Annotated in this window: 18 protein-coding genes and 1 other annotated feature; of the genes, 8 read left to right on the top strand and 10 right to left on the bottom strand. The window is 56.6% G+C overall.

What is annotated here, in order from left to right:
• Nucleotides 1-6 precede the first annotated feature (6 nt).
• The 9 genes from hisIE to hisL all read right to left on the bottom strand — a co-directional run bounded on the left by hisIE (nt 7) and on the right by hisL (nt 7,212).
• The gene (gene hisIE / locus E0L20_RS17575; RefSeq protein ID WP_131635077.1) at nt 7-618 is read right to left on the bottom strand and encodes a bifunctional phosphoribosyl-AMP cyclohydrolase/phosphoribosyl-ATP diphosphatase HisIE; all 612 of its coding nucleotides are present in this window, start codon (nt 616-618) and stop codon (nt 7-9) included.
• Complete coding sequence (hisF, locus tag E0L20_RS17580; RefSeq protein WP_131635078.1) at nt 612-1,388, bottom strand: imidazole glycerol phosphate synthase subunit HisF; 777 nt, start codon at nt 1,386-1,388, stop codon at nt 612-614. The genes hisIE and hisF overlap by 7 nt, the downstream gene beginning before the upstream one ends.
• Nucleotides 1,370-2,107 carry a 1-(5-phosphoribosyl)-5-[(5-phosphoribosylamino)methylideneamino]imidazole-4-carboxamide isomerase gene (hisA, locus tag E0L20_RS17585; RefSeq protein WP_131635079.1) on the bottom strand — a complete coding sequence of 246 codons (738 nt, stop codon included), beginning with the start codon at nt 2,105-2,107 and terminating at the stop codon, nt 1,370-1,372. The genes hisF and hisA overlap by 19 nt, the downstream gene beginning before the upstream one ends.
• Entirely contained in the window at nt 2,107-2,697 is a 591-nt protein-coding gene (hisH, locus tag E0L20_RS17590; protein ID WP_131635080.1) for an imidazole glycerol phosphate synthase subunit HisH, read from the bottom strand. Before hisH ends, hisA begins: the two co-directional genes overlap by 1 nt.
• On the bottom strand, nt 2,697-3,764 hold the full coding sequence (gene hisB, locus E0L20_RS17595; RefSeq protein WP_131635081.1) for a bifunctional histidinol-phosphatase/imidazoleglycerol-phosphate dehydratase HisB: 1,068 nt from the start codon (nt 3,762-3,764) through the stop codon (nt 2,697-2,699). The genes hisH and hisB overlap by 1 nt, the downstream gene beginning before the upstream one ends.
• Nucleotides 3,761-4,822 (bottom strand): histidinol-phosphate transaminase, encoded by a 1,062-nt coding sequence (hisC, locus tag E0L20_RS17600; RefSeq protein WP_131635082.1) that lies wholly within the window; start codon nt 4,820-4,822, stop codon nt 3,761-3,763. The genes hisB and hisC overlap by 4 nt, the downstream gene beginning before the upstream one ends.
• On the bottom strand, nt 4,819-6,123 hold the full coding sequence (hisD, locus tag E0L20_RS17605) for a histidinol dehydrogenase (RefSeq protein ID WP_131635083.1): 1,305 nt from the start codon (nt 6,121-6,123) through the stop codon (nt 4,819-4,821). The genes hisC and hisD overlap by 4 nt, the downstream gene beginning before the upstream one ends.
• 5 nt (nt 6,124-6,128) lie before the next feature.
• Nucleotides 6,129-7,028: an ATP phosphoribosyltransferase gene (gene hisG / locus E0L20_RS17610; RefSeq protein WP_131635084.1), complete on the bottom strand. Its 900-nt coding sequence runs from the start codon at nt 7,026-7,028 to the stop codon at nt 6,129-6,131.
• 34 nt (nt 7,029-7,062) lie between these two features.
• Nucleotides 7,063-7,186 (bottom strand) — a sequence feature (His leader region).
• Nucleotides 7,162-7,212: a his operon leader peptide gene (gene hisL / locus E0L20_RS17615; protein ID WP_001364200.1), complete on the bottom strand. Its 51-nt coding sequence runs from the start codon at nt 7,210-7,212 to the stop codon at nt 7,162-7,164. (Overlaps the previous feature by 25 nt.)
• Before the next feature lie 175 nt (nt 7,213-7,387).
• Between hisL and E0L20_RS17625 the strand changes: the two genes are divergently transcribed.
• The 4 genes from E0L20_RS17625 (at nt 7,388) to E0L20_RS17640 (ending at nt 10,814) form a co-directional block, all read left to right on the top strand.
• The gene (locus tag E0L20_RS17625; RefSeq protein ID WP_131635086.1) at nt 7,388-8,212 is read left to right on the top strand and encodes an SDR family oxidoreductase; all 825 of its coding nucleotides are present in this window, start codon (nt 7,388-7,390) and stop codon (nt 8,210-8,212) included.
• A 41-nt stretch (nt 8,213-8,253) separates the two neighbouring features.
• A complete protein-coding gene (locus tag E0L20_RS17630; protein WP_131635087.1) occupies nt 8,254-9,183 on the top strand; it encodes a LysR family transcriptional regulator in 930 nt (309 codons plus the stop codon).
• 220 nt (nt 9,184-9,403) lie between these two features.
• Complete coding sequence (gene yoeI / locus E0L20_RS24300) at nt 9,404-9,466, top strand: membrane protein YoeI (RefSeq protein ID WP_131635099.1); 63 nt, start codon at nt 9,404-9,406, stop codon at nt 9,464-9,466.
• Nucleotides 9,456-10,814: an APC family permease gene (locus E0L20_RS17640; protein WP_131635088.1), complete on the top strand. Its 1,359-nt coding sequence runs from the start codon at nt 9,456-9,458 to the stop codon at nt 10,812-10,814. The genes yoeI and E0L20_RS17640 overlap by 11 nt, the downstream gene beginning before the upstream one ends.
• 111 nt (nt 10,815-10,925) lie before the next feature.
• Here E0L20_RS17640 and sbcB read toward each other — a convergent pair whose 3' ends face one another.
• A complete protein-coding gene (gene sbcB / locus E0L20_RS17645) occupies nt 10,926-12,350 on the bottom strand; it encodes an exodeoxyribonuclease I (RefSeq protein ID WP_131635089.1) in 1,425 nt (474 codons plus the stop codon).
• A gap of 210 nt (nt 12,351-12,560) precedes the next feature.
• Here sbcB and dacD point away from each other — a divergent pair, with 210 nt between their 5' ends.
• From dacD to E0L20_RS17665, 4 genes are all read left to right on the top strand, one after another.
• Nucleotides 12,561-13,727: a serine-type D-Ala-D-Ala carboxypeptidase DacD gene (gene dacD / locus E0L20_RS17650; RefSeq protein WP_131635090.1), complete on the top strand. Its 1,167-nt coding sequence runs from the start codon at nt 12,561-12,563 to the stop codon at nt 13,725-13,727.
• A gap of 118 nt (nt 13,728-13,845) precedes the next feature.
• On the top strand, nt 13,846-14,319 hold the full coding sequence (sbmC, locus tag E0L20_RS17655; protein ID WP_131635091.1) for a DNA gyrase inhibitor SbmC: 474 nt from the start codon (nt 13,846-13,848) through the stop codon (nt 14,317-14,319).
• A gap of 91 nt (nt 14,320-14,410) precedes the next feature.
• Nucleotides 14,411-15,469, top strand: coding sequence for an FUSC family protein (locus E0L20_RS17660; RefSeq protein ID WP_131635092.1), 1,059 nt, complete (start codon nt 14,411-14,413; stop codon nt 15,467-15,469).
• A 158-nt stretch (nt 15,470-15,627) separates the two neighbouring features.
• Complete coding sequence (locus tag E0L20_RS17665; RefSeq protein ID WP_119938346.1) at nt 15,628-15,963, top strand: DUF496 family protein; 336 nt, start codon at nt 15,628-15,630, stop codon at nt 15,961-15,963.
• Nucleotides 15,964-16,094: the final 131 nt, after the last annotated feature.

Below are 16,094 nucleotides of genomic sequence, written 5' to 3' on the forward strand. Positions count from 1 at the left end.
TTTTTTTTATTTATGGCGCTTACGTAAATTCTCAATCACCGCCGTTAAGTCCAGCTCCTGATCCTGAAGGAGCACCAGCAGGTGATACATCAGGTCAGACGCCTCGTTAGTCAGCTCGTCACGGTCACGTACCGTTGCGGCCAGCGCCGTCTCAACCCCTTCTTCGCCCACCTTCTGCGCAATGCGCTTGGTCCCGCTGGCGTATAGCTTTGCGGTATACGAACTTTCCGGATCGGCGGTTTTACGCTCTGCCAGCAGCTGTTCCAGCTGATACAGGAACAGCCACTGGTGGCTCGCTTCACCAAAGCAGCTGCTGGTCCCTTTATGGCAGGTTGGGCCAATTGGATCGGCCAGCACCAGCAGGGTGTCGTTATCGCAGTCCGGCGCAATGCTGACCACGTTCAGGAAATGCCCGGATGTTTCGCCTTTGGTCCACAGGCGCTGTTTGGTGCGCGAGAAAAACGTCACCTTTCCGCTGTCGAGCGTTTTCGCCAGCGCGTCCTGGTTCATATACCCCAGCATCAGCACTTCGCCTGAGACGGCATGTTGTACAACCACCGGCAGTAATCCGTCAGTTTTTTCCCAGTCCAGCTGCGCCTGTTGTTGCTCTGTTAACATACCCTTATCTCCACGCCCCGATCTGCCAGGTACGTTTTTAGCTCACCAATATTGATAATTTGCTTGTGGAACACGGACGCCGCCAGCGCGCCGTCCACGTTCGCCTCGCGGAAGGCGTCGAGGAAGTGATCCATAGTGCCTGCGCCGCCAGAAGCAATCAGCGGAACGTTGCATACGGCACGCACTTTTTTCAGCTGTTCAAGATCGTAGCCATTGCGCACGCCGTCCTGGTTCATCATGTTCAACACGATTTCACCCGCACCGCGTTTCTGCACTTCCTGCACCCAGTCCAGCGTCTCCCACTGCGTTACGCGGGTACGGCTTTCGTCCCCGGTATACTGGTTGACGTGGTACTTGCCCGTTGCCTCGTCAAACCAGGTGTCGATACCCACCACGATACACTGCACGCCGAAACGATCGGCCAGACGGGTAATCAGCTCCGGGTCTGCCAGCGCAGGGGAGTTGATCGAAATCTTGTCGGCGCCGAAGGAGAGGATTTTAGCCGCGTCGTCTGCGGATTTAATGCCGCCCGCCACGCAGAACGGAATATCGATCACCTCCGCCACGCGCGCCACCCAGCTTTTATCGACGACGCGCCCGTCGCTGGAGGCGGTGATATCGTAAAAGACCAGCTCGTCCGCGCCTTCATCGGCATAGCGTTTTGCCAGCGGGACGATGTCGCCAATGATCTCGTGGTTGCGGAACTGCACGCCTTTGACGACCTGGCCGTCGCGCACGTCCAGGCAGGGGATTATCCGTTTTGCCAGCATTGAATCGCCTCCGTCACAGTAAATTTTCCTTCCAGCAGGGCTCGCCCGACGATGACACCCTGCACGCCGGTTCCGCGCAGGGCGGCCACGTCGTCGATATCACCGATCCCGCCAGAAGACTGGAAGGCCACCTGCGGATAGCGCGCGCAGACCTCGTCGTACAGCGAAACGTTAGAACCGGCCAGCGTCCCGTCGCGAGAGATATCCGTGCACAGCACGTGCTTCAGGCCGACGGGGAGATACATATCGACCAGCGCTTCCAGCGTCACGCCGGAGTTCTCCTGCCATCCGCTGACGGCAACCTGCTTGTTGCCCCGTTCGTCAATGCGCACGTCCAGCGCCAGCACCAGTGCATCCGCGCCAAAGCGGTGGAACCAGCCCTTAACTGTCTCAGGATCTTTCACGGCGGTTGAGCCGACCACCACGCGCGCCACGCCCGCGTCAAGCAGGGCCGCGACGTCCTCTTCCGTACGCACGCCGCCGCCAACCTGCACGGGAACGTTCACCCCGGCGACCAGCGTTTTGAGCAGGGGGATCTGACGTTTGGCCGGATCTTTTGCGCCGGTCAGATCGACCAGGTGCAGCACTTCTGCTCCCTGAGCCGCGTAGTCCTGCAGGCGCGGCAGGGGATCGTTACCGTAGTCGCGCTGCTGGCCGTAATCGCCCTGATGGAGACGTACAACCGTGCCGTCAATCAAATCTAAAGCGGGAATAATCATTACATCTCCAGGAAGTTTTTCAGCAGCTGCGCGCCCGCGGCGCCAGAGCGTTCCGGGTGAAACTGCACGCCGTAAAAGTTGTCTTTCTGTACCGCCGCGGTGAACGCTTCGCCGTAATTGCACTGGGCAATCGTGTCGGCATTCACCGGCATGGCGTAGCTGTGCACGAAGTAAAAGTACGCCCCGTCTTCGATGCCCTGAAATAGCCTGTTGCCCGCTTTCGGATAGACGCGGTTCCAGCCCATGTGCGGCAGCGGCAGGCCGTGGTCGGTCATTTTCGGCACGTCTTCGTCAATGATGCCCAGCAGATCAACCCCGTTGCTCTCCTCGCTGCGGCGGCCCAGAAGCTGCATGCCTAAGCAAATCCCCAGCACCGGCTGGGTGCACGCTTTAATGAGGTCGACCAGGTCGCGCTCGTGGATCTGATCCATCGCCGCCTGCGCCGTGCCTACGCCCGGTAAGAAAAGTTTATCTGCGCGCAGCACCACGTCGGGATCACGGCTGACCACCGGCTCGTAGCCGTGGCGGGCAATCGCCGATTTGACGGAGTTCAGGTTGGCGCATCCGGTATCCAGAATCACCACGTTCATTACAACACTCCTTTCGACGAGGGCAGCGCGTCGCCTTCCACGCGGATTGCCTGGCGCAGGGTGCGGCCAAAGGCTTTAAACAGGCTTTCCACGCGGTGATGGTCGTTTTTGCCTTTGGTTTTAAGGTGCAGCGTCAGGCCCATGGTGTAGGACAATGAACGGAAGAAGTGCTCCACCATTTCGGTGCTGAGGTCGCCCACCCGCTGGTAGGTAAAATCGGCTTTATATTCCAGGTGCGGACGGCCAGAAATATCCATGGCGCAGCGCGCCAGGCATTCGTCCATCGGCAGGACAAAACCAAAACGGTTGATGCCGCGCTTGTCGCCCAGCGCCAGCTTCAGGGCTTCACCCAGCGCCAGACCGGTGTCTTCCACGGTGTGGTGATCGTCGATGTAGAGATCGCCTTTTACTGAAATCTCCATCCTGAAGCCGCCGTGGGTCGCGATCTGATCCAGCATATGGTCGAAGAAGCCAACGCCGGTGTGGATCTTGCTTCCGCCTTCGCGGTCCAGCCAGACCTTCACGTCGATCTGCGTCTCTTTGGTGTTGCGCTCAACGTGCGAGTAGCGGTCGCGTTTGGTCAGCTGTTCGCCAATCTTCGCCCAGTTGAGATCGCTGCTGCTGTAGCGCAGGCCCGCAATGCCCATGTTTTCGGCAAGAGTGATGTCGGTTGCGCGATCGCCAATCACATAGCTGTTGGCTTTATCCAGCGCTTCTTCAGCAAGGTAGCGCTCAACCAGCTTCACTTTTGGTTTGCGGCAGTCGCACTCGTCGGCCGGCAGGTGCGGGCAGATCAGCACTTCATCAAACGCGACGCCCTGCGAGGTGAGGATTTGCATCATCAGGTTATGCGGGCCGTCGAAGTCCGCCTGCGGGAAGCTATCCGTGCCCAGACCGTCCTGGTTGGTGATCATCACCAGCTTAAAGCCCGCGTTCTGCAGTTTAAGCAGCACCGGGATCGCGTCGGGTTCAAAAGCCAGCTTGTCGAATCGGTCGACCTGATAATCGGCTGGTGGCTCCGAAATGATCGTGCCGTCACGATCGATAAAGAGGTACTTCTGGCTCATACTTTCTCCGCTTTCAGGGCGTCAATAACGCGCTGGCTCTCTGCACGGGTGCCGACGGTGATGCGCAGGCAGCCGCTCAGGGAGGGTTGTTTATTCTGGTCACGTAAGATAATGCCCTGATCCCATAAAGATTTAAATACGGCGCTGGAGGCGGTGAAGCGCACCAGGATGTAGTTAGTTTCAGAGTCGAACACCTGCTCAACGCAGGCGATCTCTTTCAGGGCCGTTACCAGATACTGACGCTCTACAAGGATCTGCGCCACGCGTTCGCGCATCGCGTTGATACCCTGAGGAGCCAGCGCCTGGGCCGCAATATCCGCAACGGGGGTGGAAAGCGGGTACGGGGCAATCACTTTCAGCAGCAGGTCGATGACCTCTTTATTCGCCAGCGTAAAGCCGCAACGCAGGCCCGCGAGGGCGAAGGCTTTTGACAGCGTGCGCAGCACCACCAGGTGCGGGTACTCCTCAAGCCAGCCAGCCAGCGTCGCCTGTGGGCAGAACTCAATGTAGGCTTCATCCGCCACCACCAGCGCCTTGCCGCGCGTCATCTCCAGCAGCGTGCGAATATCCTGCGGGTTGATAATCTGCCCGGTCGGGTTGTTTGGGCTGCAGACGAACACCACCTTCACGCCGTCGAGGTTATCGGCAATGCCCTGCAGATCCAGCTGCCAGTCGTCCAGCGATAATACGTTACGGCAGTCCACGCCGAAGGTTTCCGCGCTGACGCTGTACATCCCATAGGTGGGCTGGCAGTACATCACCGCATCTTTACCCGGCTCGCAGAAGGCGCGGATCAGCAGTTCAATACCCTCGTCTGCCCCACGGCTGACCAGGACCTGCTCAGGCTTCACGCCCGCGTACCGGGCGTAATTTTCGATAACCGCTTTAGGCTGGCACTCCGGATAGCGGTTCAGCGTTTGCTGCGACAGCTCAAACTGCACCGCCGTCGGGTATTCATTGGCGTTCAGCCAGACGTCACCGTTGCCGCCCAGACGGCGCGCGGACTGATAGGGCGTCAGGCGACGGACATTTTCGCGGGCCAGTTCTTCAATGCTCATGCTTGCTCCTTCAGGGCTGCAACGCGCAGCGTAACGGCGTTTTTGTGGGCGGTCAGACGTTCCGCAGCGGCCAGCGTTTCGATGGTGGAGGCCAGTGCGGCAAACCCTTCTCGGGACAGCTCCTGCACGGTCATGCGCTTCTGGAAGTCGGACAGCCCGAGGCTTGAACAGGTGGAGGTATAGCCATAGGTCGGCAGAACGTGGTTAGTGCCCGACGCATAATCGCCCGCGGACTCCGGGGACCAGTCGCCCAGAAACACCGAGCCTGCGCTGGTGATGCTGTCGACCAGTTCGCGCGCGCTGCGGGTCTGAATAATCAGGTGCTCCGGGCCGTACTGGTTAGAGATAGCAATACACTGGTCGAGATCCCGCGCAACAATCAGGCGGCTGGCGTACAGCGCCTGGCGTGCCGTTTCGGCACGCGGCAGGTCGGCAAGCTGGCGCTCGACCGCTTCGCCTACCCGCTTTGCCATATCCGCATCCGGCGTCAGCAGGATGACCTGCGAGTCCGGGCCGTGCTCCGCCTGAGAGAGCAGGTCAGAGGCGACAAAGTCCGGCGTTGCGCCGCTGTCGGCAATCACCAGGACTTCGGACGGACCGGCAGGCATATCAATGGCCGCACCGTCCAGACGCTGGCTGACCTGGCGCTTGGCTTCGGTCACGTACGCATTGCCCGGACCAAAGATTTTGTCGACCTTCGGAATGGATTCGGTGCCAAAGGCCAGGGCAGAAATCGCCTGCGCGCCGCCTACCTTAAACACCTTCTGCACCCCGCACAGCTTCGCGGCATACAGGATCTCATCGGCAATCGGCGGCGGTGAGCAGAGCACCACCTTCTGACAGCCGGCGATGCGCGCCGGGGTTGCCAGCATCAGTACGGTAGAGAACAGCGGGGCAGAACCGCCGGGGATATAAAGGCCGACGGAGGCAACCGGGCGCGTCACCTGCTGGCAGCGCACGCCGGGCAGCGTTTCTACATCGACCGGCTGCAATTTTTGCGCGGTGTGGAACGTGTCGATGTTCTTCACCGCGACGGCCATCGCCTGTTTGATCTCGTCGCCGAGACGGCTTTCCGCCTCCGCAATCTCCTGTGCGGTGACCAGCAGCGCGCCAACTTCGGTTTTATCAAACTTCGCGCTGTACTCGCGCAGCGCGTCGTCGCCGCGGGCTTTGACGTTATCGAGGATCTCAGCCACGGTGCGGGTGATGGCCTCTGAGGCGGAAATCGCCGGGCGCATCAGTAATTCACTTTGCTGCTCGTCGGTACAGCTATTCCAGTTGATGATTGTGTTAAAGCTCATGGCCGTTACTCCATCATCTTCTCAATTGGCAGCACCAGAATAGAGCTTGCGCCCAGCGCCTTGAGTTTTTCCATAGTTTCCCAGAACAGGGTTTCGCTGCTCACCATGTGCATGGCTACGCGCTGCTGATCGCCTGCCAGCGGCAGAATGGTTGGGCGTTCAGCGCCCGGCAGCAGGGCAATAACTTCGTCCAGGCGGTCGGTTGGGGCGTGCATCATGATGTATTTAGATTCACGTGCCTGAATCACGCCCTGAATGCGGGTCAGCAGCCTGTCGATAAGCTGCTGCTTGGCATCGGCCATCTCGCCGTCGCGCTGGATAAGGCAGGCTTTAGAGCGGTAGATGACCTCCACTTCGCGCAGGCCGTTCGCTTCCAGCGTCGCGCCGGTAGAGACGAGATCGCAGATGGCGTCCGCCAGGCCTGCGCGCGGCGCCACTTCTACGGAGCCGTTCAGCAGGCAGGATTTAAACTGCACGCCTTTCTGGTCAAGGTAACGCTTTAACAGGTGAGGGTAAGAGGTGGCGATGCGTTTGCCGTTCAGCGCGGCCGGGCCGTCCCAGGCTTCATCGGCAGGCGTTGCCAGCGACAGGCGGCAGCCGCCGAAGTCCAGACGGCGCAGCGTAAAGTAGCGCGGGTCTTCACCCTGGGCACGGCGGGTCAGCAGCTCTTCTTCCAGCACGTTTTCGCCGATAATGCCAAGGTCAACCACGCCGTCCATCACCAGGCCGGGGATATCGTCATCACGTACGCGCAGAATATCGATTGGCATATTTTCAGCCAGGGCAATCAGGCGCTGGGTGTGCAGGTTGATTTTAATCCCGCAGCGGGCCAGCAGTTCGCGTGAATCGTCGCTTAAACGGCCTGATTTTTGAATAGCTATGCGTAAACGTGAGTTATCTAACATTCTGTTTTCCTCTTAACCTGTCTAAATTTGGTTCAAAAAAAAGCCCCCGGAAGAAGATCTTCCGGGGGCTTTTTCATGCGTTCATGCACCACTGGAAGATCCAAACGTCTTCCAGCACACATCGCCTGAAAGACTAGTCAGGATGATGGTGATGATGGTGGTGTTTAAATTGAACGCGTGTCATATAAATTCTCGTTGAATGCTTATGCATTTGATGTCTTTTAACCTAAACCACTTATGCGACAGAAAGCAAGGGCTTTTTTTGATCATTAATTCATTTCATATTGATGCTATGAATTGTGTGTTTCTCAGGGCTAGCGTAGCCTTAATACAGACGATTGAGAGTCAGGAGAATGGGCATGAAAAAGGTCGCGATTGTCGGTTTAGGGTGGCTGGGAATGCCGCTGGCGATGTCATTGGCCGCAAAAGGCTGGCAGGTGACCGGGAGCAAAACCACGGCGGATGGGGTTGAAGCCGCGCGCATGTGTGGCATCGATGGCGTTGAGCTGCGTCTTGAACCTGAGCTGGTCTGCGATGCAGACGACCTGGATGCGTTAATGAATGTGGATGCGCTGGTGATAACGCTACCTGCGCGGCGCAGTGGTCCCGGTGAGTCATTTTATCTGCAGGCGATGCAGGAAATTGTCGACAGCGCGCTGGCGCACGCTATTCCGCGGATTATCTTTACCAGTTCGACCTCGGTGTACGGCGACGCGGAGGGTACGGTCAAGGAGACTACCGAGCGGCGTCCCGTCACGGCAAGCGGTCGGGTACTGAAAGAGCTGGAGGATTGGCTTCACCATCTTCCGGGTACCCAGGTCGACATCGTGCGCCTGGCGGGCCTGGTGGGGCCAGGGCGACATCCCGGACGTTTTTTTGCCGGTAAATCGGCTCCGGATGGGCAACACGGGGTCAATCTTGTGCATCTTGACGACGTCATCGGCGCAATTGAACTACTCTTGCAGGCTCCAAAAGGCGGGCACATCTATAATATATGTGCGCCTTCCCATCCGTCGCGAAGCACTTTTTACCCGCTGATGGCGCGCCAGCTCGGCCTGGCTCCGCCGGTCTTTGGCGACGCGAAGGACCCGGGTAAAGGCAAAATTGTTGATGGCAATCGTATTTGTCATGAGCTGGGATTTGAGTATCAGTATCCCGATCCGCTGGTGATGCCTATGGAATAATGCCATCAGCGGAGACGATCGCATACCTATTGGGAGCGAACATGAAACCTCTGCTGGATGTGCTTATTATTCTCGATGCGCTGGAAAAAGAGGGGAGCTTTGCAGCAGCCTCGGCGAAGCTCTACAAAACGCCCTCAGCGCTGAGCTACACGGTGCAAAAGCTGGAAAGCGATCTCAACATCCAGCTGCTCGATCGTTCCGGCCATCGCGCACGTTTCACCCGCACGGGCCAGATGCTGCTTGAAAAAGGACGCGACGTTCTTCACACCGTTCGCGAACTTGAGAAGCAGGCCATCAAGCTTCATCAGGGCTGGGAAAACGAGCTGGTCATCGGCGTAGATGATACGTTTCCCTTTTCCCTTCTGACGCCGCTGATTGAAGCGTTTTACCAACGTCACAGCGTGACCCGGCTGATCTTTATCAACGGTGTGCTGGGCGGCTCCTGGGATGCCTTAACGCAGGGCAGGGCGGACATCATCGTCGGCGCGTTGCATGAGCCGCCGCAGTTGAGCGATTATGGTTTTGCCCGTCTGGGCGTACTGGAGCAGGTTTTTGCGGTTGCGCCTCACCATCCCCTTGCTCAGGAACCCGAACCCATTAACCGACGTGTGATCAAAAACTTTCGCGCGATTGCGGTCGGCGACAGCTCCCGTCCGGAATGTGCGGTCTCTTCGCAACTGCTTGATGAGCAAGAGGCCATTACCGTTTTCGATTTTAAAACCAAACTGGAACTGCAAATTAGCGGGCTCGGCTGCGGGTATGTTCCTCGCTATCTGGCGCAGCGATTCATTGACAGCGGTGCGCTTGTTGAAAAACAGGTGCTTGCACAAAGCAGCAATGAGTCGGTTTGGGTTGGCTGGAATGAGCAAACCGCCGGGCTTGCCAGCGCATGGTGGCGTGATGAAATTTTAGCAAATAGTGCTATCGCCGCTGTTTACACTCAGGTCGATGCCGGGAAATCAACCGGTTAGTGAAATTAATTTATTGATGGCTTTCTCAATCTATTGCCTTTTGTATCTGGAATAGGGCAAAATGCCGCCGCTGCAAACAAATGAATAATCGACGATATAAAAGGCGTCGGTTATTTTTTTTTGCATGTACGAAACGAAACTAAAAATCCAAGAGGCCGGGCTTCGTACCGGATAGATATTTACTAAAATCCGACAGTTGTTGTCGCTGAGGAAGAAAGAAATGGGGCAATTATTCGCTTACGTGGCGGTTATCACCGTAAAGGAGATTAACCATGTCGCATAACGCAACTCCAAAAACCTCTCGCGTGGAATTACGTAAAACGCTTACGTTGATTCCGGTTGTTATGATGGGCCTTGCCTATATGCAACCAATGACGCTGTTCGATACATTCGGTATCGTATCAGGCCTTACTGACGGTCACGTTGCAACGGCGTACGCCTTTGCGCTGGTCGCCATTCTCTTTACAGCGCTGAGCTACGGTAAACTGGTTCGCCGTTTCCCGTCTGCAGGCTCTGCCTATACCTATGCTCAGAAATCCATTAGCCCGGCGGTTGGCTTTATGGTGGGCTGGTCATCTCTGCTGGACTACCTGTTCATGCCGATGATCAACATTCTGCTGGCAAAAATTTACTTCGAAGCGCTGGTACCTTCCGTACCGTCGTGGATCTTCGTTGTGGCTCTGGTGGCCTTTATGACCATCTCTAACCTGCGCAGCATCAAGACCGTGGCTAACTTCAACACCCTGATTGTTATTCTGCAGATGGGTATCGTTGCGGTTATCGTGGGTCTGATCATTTACGGCGTGATGCATGGTGAAGGCGCAGGTACGCTGACCAGCACCCGTCCGTTCTGGTCCGAAGGCGCGCACGTAGTGCCGATGATCACCGGTGCGACTATCCTGTGCTTCTCATTCCTGGGCTTCGACGGCATCTCCTCTCTGTCTGAAGAGACTAAAGACGCCGAGCGCGTGATCCCGAAAGCGATTTTCCTGACTGCGCTGATTGGCGGCCTGATCTTCATCGGTGCCTCCTACTTCCTGCAGCTGTACTTCCCGGATATCTCTCGCTTTAAAGATCCGGACGCGTCTCAGCCTGAAATCATGCTGTACGTTGCGGGTAAAACCTTCCAGTGGGGCGTGCTGATCTTCTCCAGCGTCACCGTACTGGCGTCCGGCATGGCGGCGCACGCGGGGGTTTCTCGCCTGATGTACGTCATGGGCCGTGACGGCGTGTTCCCAACCCGCTTCTTTGGCTACGTTCATCCGAAATGGCGTACCCCGGCGTGGAACGTGCTGCTGGTTGGCGCCATTGCGCTGCTGGCGATTAAATTCGACCTGGTGACGGCGACCGCGCTGATTAACTTCGGTGCGCTGGTGGCGTTTACCTTCGTTAACCTCTCCGTGATCTCCCAGTTCTGGATCCGCGAGAAGCGCAACAAGACGCTGAAAGACCACTTCAACTATCTGGTGCTGCCAGTGTGTGGTGCCCTGACGGTTGGCGCGCTGTGGATTAACCTGGAAGAGAGCTCGATGGTTCTGGGTCTGATCTGGGGTGCTATCGGTCTGATTTATCTGGCTTGCGTAACCAAAAGCTTCCGCAACCCGGTTCCTCAGTACGAAGACGTCGCGTAATTCCGTGTCGGGTGGCGGCTACGCCTTACCCGACCTACAAAACCCGTAAGCCCGCGCCAGCGGGCAAAAAAAAGCCGGAGACATCGCCTCCGGCTTTTTTGTACCCTCGATTCAAACAATCTCTTGCGCGTACTGGAACAGGGATTTCAACAGCGCCTGTTTCTCAGCGTTCCCTTCATACTGGCCATAGAGCATTTCCAGCTCCTGGGCATAGCTATTAAGAAACTCCGGCGTAAAGACGTTACGTCGATGCTGCAGCCAGCGCTCCTGCTCTGCTTCATCCAGCGTGCCGGGATAGTTTCGCGCACGATAGTTAAATATCAGCTTGTCGATGCGCTTGTCCACGAAGGTGATATCCAGCGCCGGTAGGTTGCGCGGCTCGGTTTGCAGAACGATGTTCATGGCCGCGCGGTCGGCGTCGCTGAAAAAGCCGTTGTAGAGCTGCGCATCGACATTTTCAGAAGGCGTAAACGGCTCGGCTTCCGCAAAGATAGCCACCACTTTCTCGCGCACCTGCGGGTGGTCGCGCAGCACCTTCAGGTTATCCAGACAGTGCTGTCGGTTGATCCCCAGCCTGTCGGCATCTTCGGGACGCAGCGTGTTGGCCTGGGCCAGCACAGGACATTTGTTGATATGCACCAGCTTTACCGGCACGGCCGGCAGGTCGCCCAGCTCACTTTTGGGGGTATAGAGCCGCTCGCGCAGCGCATCGCTGTCAAGTTCCAGCAGCGGCGAGATATCACCGGCCAGATCGACCATGATGACCGCATTGCGGTTATCGGGATGCCATGCCAGCGGGGCGACCCAGCTGGTATTGCCGCGCCATGCGCCGAACATGCCGGAGATATGCACGAGGGGTTTCATCTGCGGCACGTCAATCAGGGTCGTGAGCTTCTGCTTGCTGCGGTGGCTCAGCAAATATTCAAACAGGCGCGGCTGTGCGGTTTTCACCAGCTTCGCCATCGCAATGGTGGCATAGACGTCCGCCATCGCGTCGTGGGCGTTGCTGTGTTCGATGCCGTTGGCGCGCGTCAGGTGTTCCAGCCTGAAGCTCGTCAGCCCCTCCTCATTTTCCGGCCAGTTAATGCCCTCAGGGCGCAGGGCATAGCAGGCGCGCATGATATCGAGCAAATCCCAGCGGGAATTGCGGTTCTGCCAGCTCCAGGCATAGGGATCGTAGAAGTTGCGGTAGAAGATATTGCGCGTCACTTCATCGTCAAAACGGATGTTGTTGTAACCCACCACGCAGGTGTTAGGTACGGTAAAGAGATCGTGGATGCGACGGGCGAACTCTGCCTCGTTAACCCCTTTGTCCCGCGCTTCCTGAGGCTTTATTCCCGTCACCATGACCGCGCCGGGCTGCGGCAGGTAGTCATCGGCGGGCTTGCAGTAGAACACCTCTGGCTCGCCTATGATGTTGAAATCGTCATCGGTACGGATGGCGGCGAACTGCGCCGGGCGGTCCAGCGCCGGGTGGGTGCCAAAGGTTTCATAATCGTGGAACAAAAATGTTGGGCGCGCGGCAGATTCAGACACCAGTAATACCATCCTGTTAAAAATTGACGTCTCTATGGTAAACGATCGTGAGGAGCAGGCCGAATAAAAAGCGCCGTAGGGGATGAAATTTGCGAGGCGCTTTCAGAGTAAAATTGGCGCTCTGTCACATTTTTTTGCAATTAAGACAGGTAACAACATCAGAAGTCCCGTAAAAAGGTCAACGATTTTTAATGACCTGAGGATATACCGTTGAAACGCCGTCTGTTTATTGCTGTTTCTTTACTCGCTTCGAGTATTTCGTCTGCGCTGGCTGCTGAACCGTTGGATTTTTCCCCGCAGCCACCGGCCATCCAGGCGGGCTCCTGGGTGCTAATGGATTACACCACGGGTCAGATCTTAACGGCGGGCAACGAACATCAACAGCGCAATCCGGCGAGCCTCACCAAGCTGATGACGGGCTACGTTGTTGACCGCGCCATTGATAGCCATCGAATTACGCCAGATGACATCGTCACCGTAGGCCGGGACGCGTGGGCGAAAGGCAACCCGGTGTTCGACGGGTCATCGCTGATGTTTTTGAAAGAGGGCGATCGCGTCTCGGTGCGTGACCTGAGCCGCGGGCTGATTGTTGACTCCGGCAATGACGCCTGCGTCGCGCTGGCGGACCACGTGGCGGGCGGTCAGCCGCAGTTCGTGAACATGATGAACGACTACGTGCAAAAGCTGCACCTGCGCGATACCCACTTTGAAACCGTCCACGGTCTGGACGCGCCCGGACAACACAGTTCCGCCTACGATCTGGCCGTACTGTCACGGGCCATTATTCACGGTGAGCCTGAGTTCTACCATATGTATAGCGAAAAGAGCCTCACCTGGAACGGAATTACCCAGCAGAACCGCAACGGCCTGCTGTGGGATAAAACCATGAACGTGGACGGGCTAAAAACAGGGCATACCTCCGGCGCGGGCTTTAACCTGATTGCCTCAGCCGTTGACGGTCAGCGCCGCCTGATTGCGGTGGTAATGGGGGCGGATAGCCCAAAAGGGCGTGAAGATCAGGCCCGCAAGCTGCTGCACTGGGGACAGCAAAACTTCGATACGGTCCAAATCCTCCACAACGGTAAAAAGGTTGGTACTGAGCGTATCTGGTACGGCGATAAGGAGCAGGTAGAACTGGGTACCGATCAGGATTTCTGGCTGGCTTTACCGAAGGCAGAAGTACCGAACATCAAGGCCAAATACGTTCTGGATAAAAAAGAGCTGGAAGCGCCGATTGCTGCCCACCAGCGGGTAGGGGAAATTCAGCTGTATGACCGCGACAAGGTGGTGGCCCACTGGCCGCTGGTTACCCTTGAAAGCGTTGATAAGGGCGGCCTTTTCTCCCGACTCGGTGATTATCTGCACCATAAGCTCTAACCTGTTGGGGCAGACTGGCGGGGCTGCGAGTCTGCTCACATAATAAACACTCCGCGTTTGCCGATAATATGCAATCCACTTTATAGTGTATAAATACACAGTAATAAACGGAGGCAGCATGGACTACAGCATCAAGCAGCAGCAGAAACGTAAGATCGCGGGTTTTCACCTGGTGGGGCCATGGGAACACACGGTTAAGCAAGGCTTTGAACAGCTGGCTATGTGGGTAGACGGGCGTCACATTCAGCCGCTTGAGTGGGTGGCGGTGTACTACGACAATCCCGATGACGTTCCGGCCGAAAAGCTGCGGTGTGATACCGCGGTAACGGTGCCTGACGATTTTGTCATTCCCGAGAATAGCGAAGGGGTGATGATGACTGAAATCGCTGCGGGCGATTACGCTATCGCCACGGCGCGCGTAGAAAATCATGATTTCGCCACGCCGTGGTACCAGTTTTTTAATTCCGTTCTGCAGGACACCCGACACCAAATAGCCCCTAAACCCTGCTTTGAGCGCTATCTCAACGATGGCAACGCTGATGGTTACTGGGATATCGAGATGTACGTCGCGGTAGAGCACAAAGCGGGTTAACCCTGCCAAAAGTAGGTTTTTCAGCCGGGAGCGATCCACCCGGCTGAAAACACAGTACAATTGTGGTTTGCCGTGTAGCTGGAGAGCGGGTGTGCGTCCCGACAAATCATTAACACCGTTTGAAATTCGGTTGTATAAACATTACCGCGTGGTGCATGGGTGCCGCATCGCGCTGGCATTTATCCTCACGTTTATTCTGGTGCGTCTGCTGGATATTCCGGAAGGAACCTGGCCGCTGATCACGCTGGTGGTCATCATGGGGCCCATCTCTTTCTGGGGTAACGTTGTCCCACGCGCGTTTGAGCGAATCGGCGGCACCGTTTTAGGCTCCGCGCTGGGGCTGATTGCCCTGAAGCTGGAGCTGATCTCATTTCCGGTGATGCTGGCGTGGTGCGCCGGGGCGATGTTCCTGTGCGGCTGGCTGGCGCTGGGGAAAAAGCCGTACCAGGCCCTGCTGATTGGCATCACCCTTGCCGTAGTTGTCGGCGCGCCTGCGGGCGACATGAAGACCGCGCTGTGGCGAAGCGGTGATGTCATTCTTGGCTCACTGCTGGCAATGCTCTTCACCGGCATCTGGCCGCAGCGCGCGTTCCTGCACTGGCGCATTCAGATGGCGAACTACGTCACGGCCTTTAATCGGGTCTATCAGGCCGGATTTTCGCCTAACCTGGTTGAACGTCCGCGGCTGGAAAAGCACCTGCAAAGGATCCTGAATGACGTCGTCAAAATGCGTGGTCTTATCACCCCGGCCAGTAAAGAAACCCATATTCAGAAAGCGATCTTTGAGGCCATTCAGACGGTGAGCCGCAACCTGGTTTGCATGCTCGAGCTGCAGATTAACGCCCACTGGGCTTCTCGTCCCAGCCATCTGTTAATGCTCAACGCGCATACGCTCAAAGAGACGCAGCTGATGACGCAGCAAACGCTGTTGACCATCGCCCACGCACTCTACGAGGGTAACCCGCAGCCAATACTGGCGAACAGCGAGCGTCTGAATGAGATCGTTGCCGAGCTAAAACAGCTGATCAATGAGCGGCAGAGCGATAACGTGGCAGAAACGCCAATTCATGGGTACGTATGGTTGAGCATGGAGCTGGCGCGACAGCTGGAGCTGTTATCGCATCTTATTTGTCGGGCACTGCGCAAATAAAAAGCGTATGTCACGCCTGCTGCTTCGATTCAGCAGCGATTGGGGTTATGATAGGACTAAACGATATACTCATTGTCATTCGCGGCCGCTGTCAGTAAGGTTACTGTTACAACGGTTGCTTTAACGAATCCGAATCTCACATTATCAGGGGTGTAAAAATGGAAACTACCAAGCCTTCGTTCCAGGATGTTCTGGAGTTCGTCCGCCTGTTCCGCCGCAAAAACAAACTGCAGCGTGAAATCCAGGACGTGGAGAAGAAGATCCGTGACAACCAGAAACGTGTTCTGCTGCTGGACAACCTGAGCGACTACATCAAGCCGGGCATGAGCGTTGAAGCTATTCAGGGCATCATCGCCAGCATGAAAAGCGATTACGAAGACCGTGTGGATGACTACATCATCAAAAATGCAGAGATCTCCAAAGAGCGTCGTGAGATCTCCAAAAAGCTGAAGGTGATGGGCGAAATCAAAAACGCTGAAGCAAAAGGCGAGTAATCGCAGCTGATTGCAAAAAAGGCTCTCTGTCACCAGAGAGCCTTTTTTATTTGCCGGAGTGTGGTTTTACCAGGCCAGCATGACCCGTAGGTCGGGTGAGGCGCAGCCGCCACCCGACAATCTTACAGAAT

This window comes from Enterobacter wuhouensis, from assembly GCF_004331265.1.
GTDB classification, from domain to species: Bacteria; Pseudomonadota; Gammaproteobacteria; order Enterobacterales; family Enterobacteriaceae; genus Enterobacter; species Enterobacter wuhouensis.

What these genes read in the sequence shown, in the direction of transcription:
- hisIE (WP_131635077.1), bottom strand. Translation starts at nt 618, where the DNA reads ATGTTAACAGAGCAACAACAGGCGCAGCTGGACTGGGAAAAAACTGAC.
- hisF (WP_131635078.1), bottom strand. Translation starts at nt 1,388, where the DNA reads ATGCTGGCAAAACGGATAATCCCCTGCCTGGACGTGCGCGACGGCCAG.
- hisA (WP_131635079.1), bottom strand. Translation starts at nt 2,107, where the DNA reads ATGATTATTCCCGCTTTAGATTTGATTGACGGCACGGTTGTACGTCTC.
- hisH (WP_131635080.1), bottom strand. Translation starts at nt 2,697, where the DNA reads ATGAACGTGGTGATTCTGGATACCGGATGCGCCAACCTGAACTCCGTC.
- hisB (WP_131635081.1), bottom strand. Translation starts at nt 3,764, where the DNA reads ATGAGCCAGAAGTACCTCTTTATCGATCGTGACGGCACGATCATTTCG.
- hisC (WP_131635082.1), bottom strand. Translation starts at nt 4,822, where the DNA reads ATGAGCATTGAAGAACTGGCCCGCGAAAATGTCCGTCGCCTGACGCCC.
- hisD (WP_131635083.1), bottom strand. Translation starts at nt 6,123, where the DNA reads ATGAGCTTTAACACAATCATCAACTGGAATAGCTGTACCGACGAGCAG.
- hisG (WP_131635084.1), bottom strand. Translation starts at nt 7,028, where the DNA reads ATGTTAGATAACTCACGTTTACGCATAGCTATTCAAAAATCAGGCCGT.
- E0L20_RS17625 (WP_131635086.1), top strand. Translation starts at nt 7,388, where the DNA reads ATGAAAAAGGTCGCGATTGTCGGTTTAGGGTGGCTGGGAATGCCGCTG.
- E0L20_RS17630 (WP_131635087.1), top strand. Translation starts at nt 8,254, where the DNA reads ATGAAACCTCTGCTGGATGTGCTTATTATTCTCGATGCGCTGGAAAAA.
- E0L20_RS17640 (WP_131635088.1), top strand. Translation starts at nt 9,456, where the DNA reads ATGTCGCATAACGCAACTCCAAAAACCTCTCGCGTGGAATTACGTAAA.
- sbmC (WP_131635091.1), top strand. Translation starts at nt 13,846, where the DNA reads ATGGACTACAGCATCAAGCAGCAGCAGAAACGTAAGATCGCGGGTTTT.
- E0L20_RS17665 (WP_119938346.1), top strand. Translation starts at nt 15,628, where the DNA reads ATGGAAACTACCAAGCCTTCGTTCCAGGATGTTCTGGAGTTCGTCCGC.